This window comes from Micromonospora sp. LZ37, assembly GCF_059359015.1.
Map to the genome: position 1 here is coordinate 248,870 of NZ_JCADBL010000011.1, position 9,100 is coordinate 257,969.

The following is a 9,100-nucleotide window of genomic DNA, read 5'->3' on the forward strand; positions in this document are numbered from 1 at the left end:
ACCGTCACGTACGGTGGATCACCGTCGATTCACCGGCCAGAAACGGCGTGGGGTGGGACGGTCGCCCGTCCCACCCCACGCTCCGCGCTTGCGCGCCCGCCTCAGCGGGCGTCGACCAGGGGCAGCTGCCGGCCGGCGCCACCGCCGGGCATGGCGATCGAGGAGAAGTGCGAGACCACCCGCTCGTCGGTCGGGTCGTCCGCCGGGGTGTGGTGCACCGCGAGCCGGCGGTAGAGGGTGTCCCGCTGCGCGGGGATCCGGTCCGCCGAGCGGATCATCCCGATCAGCTCGTGCAGGTTGGAGCGGTGCCGGGCACCGGCCGAGGAGATGACGTTCTCCTCCAGCATGATCGAGCCCAGGTCGTCCACGCCCATGTGCAGGGCGAGCTGGCCGACGTCCTTGCCGGTGGTCAGCCAGGACGCCTGCAGGTGCGGCACGGTCTCGAAGAAGAGCCGGGCGACCGCGACCAGGCGCAGGTACTCCAGCGTGGTGGCCTGGGTCCGCCCCTTGAGGTGGTTGTTCTCCGGCTGGTACGTCCACGGGATGAAGGCCCGGAAGCCGCCGGTGCGGTCCTGCACGTCGCGGATCATCCGCAGGTGCTCGATCCGCTCCGCGTGCGTCTCGCCGGTGCCCATCATCATGGTCGCGGTCGACTCGACGCCCTGCCGGTGGGCCAGCTCCATGACCTCCAGCCAGCGCTCACCCGACTCCTTCAGCGGCGCGATCGCCCGGCGCGGCCGCTCGGGCAGCATCTCCGCGCCGGCGCCGGCGATGGAGTCCAGCCCGGCTGCCTTGATCCGCGAGATGGCCTCGTCCAGGCTCACCCCGGAGACCTTCGCCATGTGCAGGATCTCGCTCGGGCCGATCGAGTGGATGGCCAGCTGCGGGTAGGCCTTCTTGACCGAGGAGAAGAGCTCCTCGTAGTACTCCACGCCGTAGTCCGGGTGGTGGCCGCCCTGGAGCATCACCTGGGTGGCGCCCAGCTCGACCGCCTCGCCGCAGCGGCGCAGGATCTCCTCGGTCGGGTGGGTCCAGCCCTCCTTGTGCTTGGGGGCCCGGTAGAACGCGCAGAACTTGCACGCCGTCACGCAGACGTTCGTGTAGTTGATGTTGCGGTCGATCAGGTAGGTGACGATGTTGTCCGGGTAGCGCCGCCGCCGCACCGCGTCGGCCGCCTCGCCCAGCGCGTGGAAGGGCGCCTCGGTGTAGAGCAGCAGGGCCTCCTCGGGCGTGATCCGCCCGCCGTCCGCGCCGCGCTGCAGGATGTCGTCGATCTCCCGGCTCACCGTCACGCCTCCGAGCCTACGCCGGTGCGGCGCCGGGCCCGTTCGGGGTGCTCCGCGGTGTGACGCGCCCGCAGGCCCCCGGCCGGTCCGGCCGGGCGCCGGTCAGGCGTCGTAGTCGACCGTGAGGGTGTCGGTCACCGGGCTGGACTGGCAGGTCAGGACGTAGCCCCGGGCGACCTCGTCCGGCTCCAGAGCGTAGTTGCGGGCCATCGTCACCTCGCCGGAGACCACCTTCGCCTTGCAGGTCGAGCAGACCCCGCCCTTGCAGGCGTACGGCAGCTCGCCGCGGACCTTCAGCGCGGCGTCCAGCACCCGCTCGTCCCGGCCCATGGTGAAGCGCGACGAGCGACCGTCCAGCACGATCGTCACCTCGGCGCCGGCGCCGGGTTCGTCACCCGGGCGGCGCACCGGCTCCGGCGGCGCGTCGACGTGGAACAGCTCGGTGTGCACCGCCGACTCGGGCAGGCCCCGCCCGGTCAGCAGCGCCCTGGCGTCCACCACCATCCCGTACGGGCCGCAGAGGAACCACTCCTCGATCGTGTCGCCCGGCACGATGGTCTCCAGCAGCCGGGCCAGCCGGTCGGCGTCGATCCGCCCGGACAGCAGCGGCGACTCGCCCTGCTCCCGGGAGAGCACGTGCACCAGGTGCAGCCGGGTCGGGTAGCGGTCCTTCAGGTCGGCCAGCTCCTCGGCGAACATCACCGTGTTGGCCGTGCGGTTGCCGTACACCAGGGTGAAGGTGCTGGCCGGCTCGACGGCCAGGGCGGTCGCGACCAGCGAGAGCACCGGCGTGACGCCGGAACCGGCGACCACCGCGCCGTAGTGGCGGACCCGGTCCGGCGCGAACGCCGTGGTGAAGTGCCCCAGCGGGGGCAGCACCTCGACGGTGTCGCCGCCGCGCAGCGCGCCACAGGCGAACGCGGAGAACGCGCCGCCGGGGATCTCCCGCACCCCGATCCGCAGCCGGCCGTGCCGGGCCAGGTCGTCCGGGGTCGAGCAGATCGAGTACGACCGCCGCACGTCCGTGCCGTCCTCGGCCGCGCGCCGAACCGTGAGGTGCTGGCCGGCGGAGAACGCGAAGGTCTCCCGCAGCTCCTCGGGAACGGCGAAGGTGACCGCCACGGCATCGTCGGTGAGCCGGTCGACGGCGGCGACGGTCAGCGGGTGGAAGGCCGGCCGACGGCGGACGGGGCGGGTGATGGTGACAGTCACAGCGCCTTCAGGTGGTCGAAGGGTTCGGAGCAGGAGCGGCAGCGCCAGAGCGCCTTGCACGCGGTGGAGCCGAAGCGGCTGACCTGTTCGGTCTCCGGCGAGCCGCAGCGCGGGCAGCGCACGGACAGCGACAGGGGAACCAGGTTACCCGCGCGTACCGGGGCCGGCGGGGCGATGCCGGCGGCGGCCAGCTTCTCCCGCCCCCGGTCGGAGATCCAGTCGGTGCTCCAGGCCGGGTGGTAGACCGTGCGGACCTCGGCGTCGGGGTGGCCGGCGGCGGTCAGCGCGCGGCGGATGTCGGCGCGGATCACGTCCATCGCCGGGCAGCCGGTGTAGGTGGGGGTGATGGTGACGACCACCCGGCCGGTGGCCGGATCCCGGTCGACCGCCCGCAGGATGCCGAGCTCGTCGATGGTGATCACCCGGATCTCCGGGTCCACCACCGCCGCCACGGCCGCCCTGGGGTCGCTCACCGGTGCCGCCGTCCGTTGGCGACCGCGGGGCTCCGCTCCGCTGCACTCCTCGCGCTCACCGGAGCCGCCTTCCGTTCGCGACTGCGGGGCTCCGCTCCGCTGCACTCCTCGCGCTCACCGGAGCCGCCTTCCGTTCGCGACCGCGGGGCTCCGCTCCGCTGCACTCCTCGCGCTCACCACTTCGCCCCGGGATGGGCGCGGTGCAGCACCTGCATCTCCGCCAGCAGGTACGACAGGTGCTCGCTGTGCACGCCGTCCCGCCCACCGGTCGGCGCCCAGGAAAGGTCGGGCGGGGTCAGGGTGGCCTCGTCGAGCACGGCGGTGACGGTGCCGAGCCACTCGTGCCGCAGGACCGCCGGCGCCGGGGCCACGCCGCGCTCGACCAGCCGGTCGGTCAACCCGTCCGAGGCGAAGAGCTCGTACGCGTACGGCCAGACCGCGTCCACCGCGTCCTGCATCCGGCGGTGCGACTCCTCGGTCCCGTCACCGAGCCGGCGCACCCAGAGCGAGGAGTGGTCGAGGTGGTAGGCGGACTCCTTGCGGGCCTTCGCCGCGATGGCGGCGATCCGCTCGTCGGTGGAGGCGACCAGCCGGTCGTAGTGCGACCGCTGGTACGCCGAGAGGAAGAGCAGCTTCGCCATGGTCACCGCGAAGTCGCCGTTGGGCAGCTCGACCAGCAGGCAGTTGCGGAACTCCCGGTCGTCACGCAGGTACGCCAGCGCGTCCTCGTCCCGGCCGGCGCCCTCCACCTCCCCCGCGTACGACAGCAGCAGGCGGGCCGCGCCGAGCTGGTCGAGCGCGATGTTGGCCAGCGCGATGTCCTCCTCCATCTCCGGCGCGCGGGTGGCCCACTCGCCGAGCCGCTGCGCGGCGATGAGCGCGTCGTCGCCGAGCCGGAGGCTGAACTCGAAGAGGTCGTTCACAGGTGGGCCACCCCGTCCGGCACCTCGTAGAAGGTGGGGTGGCGGTAGACCTTGTCGGCGGCCGGGTCGAAGAAGGCGTCCTTCTCGTCCGGGCTGGACGCGGTGATCGCGCCCGCCGGCACCACCCAGATGGAGACCCCCTCCTGGCGGCGGGTGTAGAGGTCCCGGGCGTGGCGCAGGGCCAGCTCGGCGTCGGGGGCGTGCAGGCTGCCGACGTGGGTGTGCGACAGCCCGCGCCGGGCCCGGACGAAGACCTCCCACAGCGGCGAGTGCTCCTGGCCGGTCATGCCGCGACCCTCTCCTTCTGCTGCTCCGCCCGCTTGGCGGCGTACGCCGCGGCGGCCTCGCGTACCCAGGCGCCCTCGGTGTGGGCGCGCCGCCGGTGTTCCATCCGCTGCCGGTTGCACGGGCCGTCGCCCTTGATCACCCGCATCAGCTCGTCGTAGTCGGGCTGGGTGTAGTCGTGCTCCTGCCGCTCGTCGTTCCAGCGCAGGTCGGGGTCGGGCAGGGTGAGGCCGAGGATCTCGGCCTGCTGCACGCACATGTCCACGAAGCGCTGGCGCAGCTCGTCGTTGGAGAAGCGCTTGATCTTCCAGGCCATCGACTGGGCCGAGTGGGTGGAGTCGCCGTCCGGCGGGCCGAACATCGCCAGCGACGGGTACCACCAGCGGTCCACGGCGTCCTGGGCCATCGCCTTCTGGGCGGGGGTGCCGTGGGCGAGGGTGTGCAGGATCTCGTAGCCCTGCCGCTGGTGGAACGACTCCTCCTTGCAGACCCGGATCATCGCCCGCGCGTACGGTCCGTACGAGCAGCGGCAGAGCGGGACCTGGTTGACGATCGCCGCGCCGTCCACCAGCCAACCGATCGCGCCGACGTCGGCCCAGGTCAGCGTCGGGTAGTTGAAGATCGAGCTGTACTTCTGCCGGCCGTCGAGCAGGAGCTGGACCAGCTCGTCCCGGCTGACACCCAGGGTCTCCGCGGCGGCGTAGAGATAGAGCCCGTGGCCGGCCTCGTCCTGCACCTTGGCCAGCAGGATCGCCTTGCGCTTGAGCGAGGGGGCCCGGCTGATCCAGTTCCCCTCGGGCTGCATGCCGATGATCTCGGAGTGCGCGTGCTGGGCGATCTGCCGGATCAGCGTCCTGCGGTACGCCTCCGGCATCCAGTCGCGCGGCTCGATCTTCTGGTCGGCGTCGATCACGTCGGCGAAGTAGGCCGCCAGGTCGGCGCCGGGCTCGGGCGCCTCGCGCCGGCCCCGGGCGGCCGCCTCGCGCAGCGCCGCCTCAGCCGCCTCGACCTGACCGAGCAGGCCACCGCCGGGAGCGTCCCCCTCGGCGGCGAAGTCGTTGCCATACATGGCCCAAGTGTTACAGCTCGCCTCTGATGACACCAGAGGGTGTAACAGGATTTGCGAGCGCCTCTGCGTCACCGGCCGGCCGCTCTGGGTCATCACCAGGCCACCGACGCGGTTGTGACCTGCCTCACCAAAGAAAGATGAATCCCCCCAAGGGAGGCATAGCGGCCCTTAGTCCCGGGTTCACGGCAACTTGGCGAGCGTCGGGTTCTGGCGCGTCGCCGGACCGGACGTAGACTTCCCCGGTCACACCGATCGGCTGCCGACGATCACCGCGAAGAAGAGGTCAGTCCCCCGACCTCGGCGGTCAGGCGACCCAATCGGATAACAGCCGGTCCCCCCGGCCCTGACATCTGGAGTTCACCCACTCATGCGATCTCGCGTGATCATGGTGCTCGCCGTCCTGGCGGTCCTGCTCGGCGCCGGCCTGCTGGTGCCCACCGCGTACGCGCGGCTCGCCGGCGACGGCGCGGGCCTCGGCGGCATCGGTGGCGGCGCGGCCGAACAGGTCCCCGTCCCGGCACCGACCGCTCCCCCGCCACCCACCCTGGTCGCCGCCCCCGTGTCGGTGGACTTCAAGGGCGAGTTCTTCGGCTGGGCTCTGCTGGACCGCAAGACCGGCACGGTCTCGGGGTCGAAGAACATGGCCTCGACCAGCTCGACCGAGTCGATGCTCAAGGCCTGGATCGTCGCCGACTACCTGCGCCAGCTCGGCGACAAGGAGCCGACGGCGGCGCTGAAGAAGGCCGCCAGCCTGGCCATCCGGGACAGCGACGACGACGCGGCCAACAAGGTCTACGCGGCGGCGGGTGGCTCCTACAAGGCGCCCGCGGGTGGTCAACCCGGTCCGGTGGTCAAGCGGGCGATCAGCATCTGCGGCCTCACCGACACCCGGCGCGGCAACGTGCGCCCGTACGAGGGCTGGTGGAGCTTCACCCGGATGTCCCCCCGGGACGCGGCCCGGCTCGGCGACTGCATCGCCGACGGCAGGGCGGCCGGCCGGAAGTGGACCGGATGGCTGCTCGACGAGATGAGCAAGGTCCGGGGGAGCGTGAGCCAGCAGCAGGAGCGGTCCGGCGGCGGCAAGTGGGGCATCATCGACGGCCTCCCCGCCGAGATCAAGGCGCAGGGCCCAGTGAGCATGAAGAACGGCTGGACGCTGCTCGGCTACGACGGCAACTGGCACGTCAGCTGCCTCGCCGTCACCGACAAGTGGAGCCTCGCGGTGATGCTGCGCTACCCCGCCAAGAGCCGTCTGCCGTACGGCGCGAAGGTCTGCGCCGGCGTCGCCACCCAACTGGTCGCGCCGCAGCCCGGCGCGGCGCTCAAGGTGCCGCAGCAGCCGGTCGGGAAGCTCTGATGGCGGGCGACCGCCGGGGCGACCGGCGGGACAACCAGATGCTCAAGCTGGGCGCCGTCGCCGCGATCCTGATCGGACTGGTGCTGGTGTCGCTGCGGCTGCTGCCCGGCTCGCCGCTGGAGTCCACCGCCGCCTCGCAGTGGGGGGAGCCGGCCGGGTCGAAACGGTCAACGGGTGAGCCCAGCGACCGCAGTGACCGACCCCGGCCAAGCCCGTCGCCGTCGCTGGAGCCGCTGCCGTTCGAGGAGAAGCAGGTCGACCTCGACCTCAAGGGCTGGTACGCCTGGAGCGTCCTGGACACCCGGACCGGCGAGATCATCGGCTCCGAGAACATGGCCGAGACCAGCACCACCGCGTCGCTGATCAAATCCTGGATCGTCGCCGACCACCTGCGCCGGGCGGACGACGCCGGCCAGACGCCGAGCGACGCCAAGCTCGCCGACGCCACCCGGATCATCCGGGACAGCGACAACATCCGGGCCGAGCAGTTCTACAACTCTCTCGGCCGGTCCGCCTCGATCAAGCGGATGGTCTCCATCTGCGAGACCACCGACAGCAGCCCGGCCGCCGACGGCGGCTGGAGCCGGACCAACCTCTCCCCCCGGGACACCGCCCGGCTCGGCGCCTGCATCGCCGACGGTCGCGCGGCCGGCCCGAAGTGGACCAAGTGGCTGCTCAGCGAGATGCGACAGGTCCGCGGCGCCGGCGACTTCGGCATCCGCAAGGCGTTCCCGGCCGCCGAGCGGAAGGACATCGCGATCAAGAACGGCTGGGTGGACCGGACCCGGGAGCAGGAGTTCCACATCAACTGCCTGGCCATCGGCGACAACTGGACGATGGGCGTGATGGTCCGCTACCCGATCGGCCTGGGCGTCGAGTACGGCATGAAGAACTGCCAGAAGATCACCGAGGCGGTGCTCCGCGACGACCTCTGAGCCCGGCCGAGTTGGGCTCGACCGGGCTCAACCGGGGCTCAGCCGGACTCAGCCGGTGAAGAACTCCGGGCCGCCGGCGGGGAGCGCGGGAGCCTCCCCGATCGCCGCGGCCCGCCGGGCGAACTCCCGCAGGCCGGCGACCTGCCGCTCACCGAGGGAGAAGTCGAGGGCGCGGAAGTAGGTGGCGAGGGTGTCCGCGTCGAACGGCTCCCAGCGGGCGGCCGACTCCGCCACCTGGTCCAGCTCGGCCAGGCACAGGTCACGGGAGCGCAGGAACGCCTCGTGCACCTCCTTGACCATCCCCGGGTGGGCGGCGGCGAAGTCACGGCGTACCGCCCAGACGGCGAAGACCATCGGCAGGCCGGTCCACTCCTGCCAGGCCTGCCCGAGGTCGGTGACCTCCAGCCCGCGGCGGGGCGCCTCGTAGAGCGCGCGCAGCGCCACGTCCCCGATGAGCACGCCGGCGTCGGCCTCCAGCAGCATCTGGGTCAGGTCCGGCGGGCAGCGGAAGTACTCGGGGCGGACCCCGTACCGCTCGCCGAGGAGCAGCTGCGCGAGGAGCACACCGGTCCGCGAGGTCGAGCCGAGGGCGACCCGGCCGCCGTCCAGCTCGGCCAGCGGCTTGGTGGAGACCACGTTGACCGAGAGCACCGGCCCGTCGCTGCCCACCGCCAGGTCGGGCAGGAGCAGCAGCTCGTCGGCGTGCCGCAGGTACTCGACGTGTGAGATCGGCCCGATGTCCAGGTCGCCGGCGACCAGGGCGGCGCTGAGCCGGTCCGGCGAGTCCTTGTGCAGGTCGACGTCGATCAGCGCGCCGGAACGCATCAGCCCCCAGTAGATCGGCAGGCAGTTGAGGAACTGGATGTGCCCGACCCGGGGGCGTTCGACGCGCTCAGCCATGACCTGACGGTATCCCCGTGGGCCGGTCCGGGCTCAGCGGGCCGGCGCGGGAGTGGCCAACTCCGCAGCGGCCGCCGTGGCGGGACCGGGCGCCGCCGGGTCGGGTACGCCTCCGGCGCGGCGCCGTCGTGGGCCTCCGCGTCGCCCGTCGGACGGGCCGTATTGGTGCGGCGAACCGTCCGCGCCACCACCGGCACGAACGCCAGCACCACCAGCAGGCCGGCCACGCCGGTGCCGGCGATGGCCAGGCGCGGCGGCAGCACCGCCAGCAGAGCCCCGCCGATCAGGTAACCGGCCATCGAGCCGCCCTCCCCATGATCCCGCCCCGGCCGCGGCCCGGACCAGCCGCCGCTCAGCTCCTCCTTCGGCAACCCGCCCACCCCGCCCTCGCACCGCTCCGGCACGGCCAAGCGGAGGTTCCCTCGCCCCGCCCCGCCTCCCACCGTCTCAGAACCGGCTGGATGGCAGGACCCCTCACTCCGCACTTCGGAGCTGATGACGCCAATGACTCACACCTTGCCGGGTGCCGGGGTGCCGCATCTCCAAGATCGTGCTGCTTCCCGGAAGTAGTGGCATCAGCGCGGGGCGGTTTCAGGTGGCTGTTGCAACGAGGTACTTGTGGAGTGCTTGGGCGGGATTCTGCCAGTTGAGGGTTTGGCG

General features: G+C 72.2%; 9 protein-coding genes. 2 read left to right on the forward strand and 7 right to left on the reverse strand.

Features of this window, described 5'->3' with window-relative positions; genetic code table 11:
- Positions 1-101 precede the first annotated feature (101 nt).
- From mqnC to paaA, 6 genes are all read right to left on the reverse strand, one after another.
- Positions 102-1,292 (reverse strand): cyclic dehypoxanthinyl futalosine synthase, encoded by a 1,191-nt coding sequence (gene mqnC, locus AC5L3Z_RS22700; RefSeq protein ID WP_334614010.1) that lies wholly within the window; start codon positions 1,290-1,292, stop codon positions 102-104.
- Positions 1,293-1,388: 96 nt separating this feature from the next.
- Positions 1,389-2,498, reverse strand: coding sequence for a 1,2-phenylacetyl-CoA epoxidase subunit PaaE (gene paaE / locus AC5L3Z_RS22705; protein WP_494844856.1), 1,110 nt, complete (start codon positions 2,496-2,498; stop codon positions 1,389-1,391).
- Positions 2,495-2,971: a 1,2-phenylacetyl-CoA epoxidase subunit PaaD gene (paaD, locus tag AC5L3Z_RS22710; protein ID WP_494844858.1), complete on the reverse strand. Its 477-nt coding sequence runs from the start codon at positions 2,969-2,971 to the stop codon at positions 2,495-2,497. Before paaD ends, paaE begins: the two co-directional genes overlap by 4 nt.
- 173 nt (positions 2,972-3,144) lie before the next feature.
- Positions 3,145-3,894, reverse strand: a complete 750-nt coding sequence (gene paaC / locus AC5L3Z_RS22715) for a 1,2-phenylacetyl-CoA epoxidase subunit PaaC (RefSeq protein WP_494844859.1) — start codon at positions 3,892-3,894, stop codon at positions 3,145-3,147.
- On the reverse strand, positions 3,891-4,181 hold the full coding sequence (gene paaB, locus AC5L3Z_RS22720) for a 1,2-phenylacetyl-CoA epoxidase subunit PaaB (RefSeq protein ID WP_334531052.1): 291 nt from the start codon (positions 4,179-4,181) through the stop codon (positions 3,891-3,893). The genes paaC and paaB overlap by 4 nt, the downstream gene beginning before the upstream one ends.
- Positions 4,178-5,248, reverse strand: a complete 1,071-nt coding sequence (paaA, locus tag AC5L3Z_RS22725) for a 1,2-phenylacetyl-CoA epoxidase subunit PaaA (protein WP_494844860.1) — start codon at positions 5,246-5,248, stop codon at positions 4,178-4,180. Before paaA ends, paaB begins: the two co-directional genes overlap by 4 nt.
- A gap of 367 nt (positions 5,249-5,615) precedes the next feature.
- Here paaA and AC5L3Z_RS22730 point away from each other — a divergent pair, with 367 nt between their 5' ends.
- Positions 5,616-6,605, forward strand: a complete 990-nt coding sequence (locus AC5L3Z_RS22730) for a hypothetical protein (RefSeq protein WP_494844862.1) — start codon at positions 5,616-5,618, stop codon at positions 6,603-6,605.
- The gene (locus AC5L3Z_RS22735; RefSeq protein ID WP_494844863.1) at positions 6,605-7,540 is read left to right on the forward strand and encodes a serine hydrolase; all 936 of its coding nucleotides are present in this window, start codon (positions 6,605-6,607) and stop codon (positions 7,538-7,540) included. The genes AC5L3Z_RS22730 and AC5L3Z_RS22735 overlap by 1 nt, the downstream gene beginning before the upstream one ends.
- A gap of 48 nt (positions 7,541-7,588) precedes the next feature.
- Here AC5L3Z_RS22735 and AC5L3Z_RS22740 read toward each other — a convergent pair whose 3' ends face one another.
- Positions 7,589-8,440 carry a menaquinone biosynthetic enzyme MqnA/MqnD family protein gene (locus tag AC5L3Z_RS22740; RefSeq protein WP_494844864.1) on the reverse strand — a complete coding sequence of 284 codons (852 nt, stop codon included), beginning with the start codon at positions 8,438-8,440 and terminating at the stop codon, positions 7,589-7,591.
- Positions 8,441-9,100 lie beyond the last annotated feature (660 nt).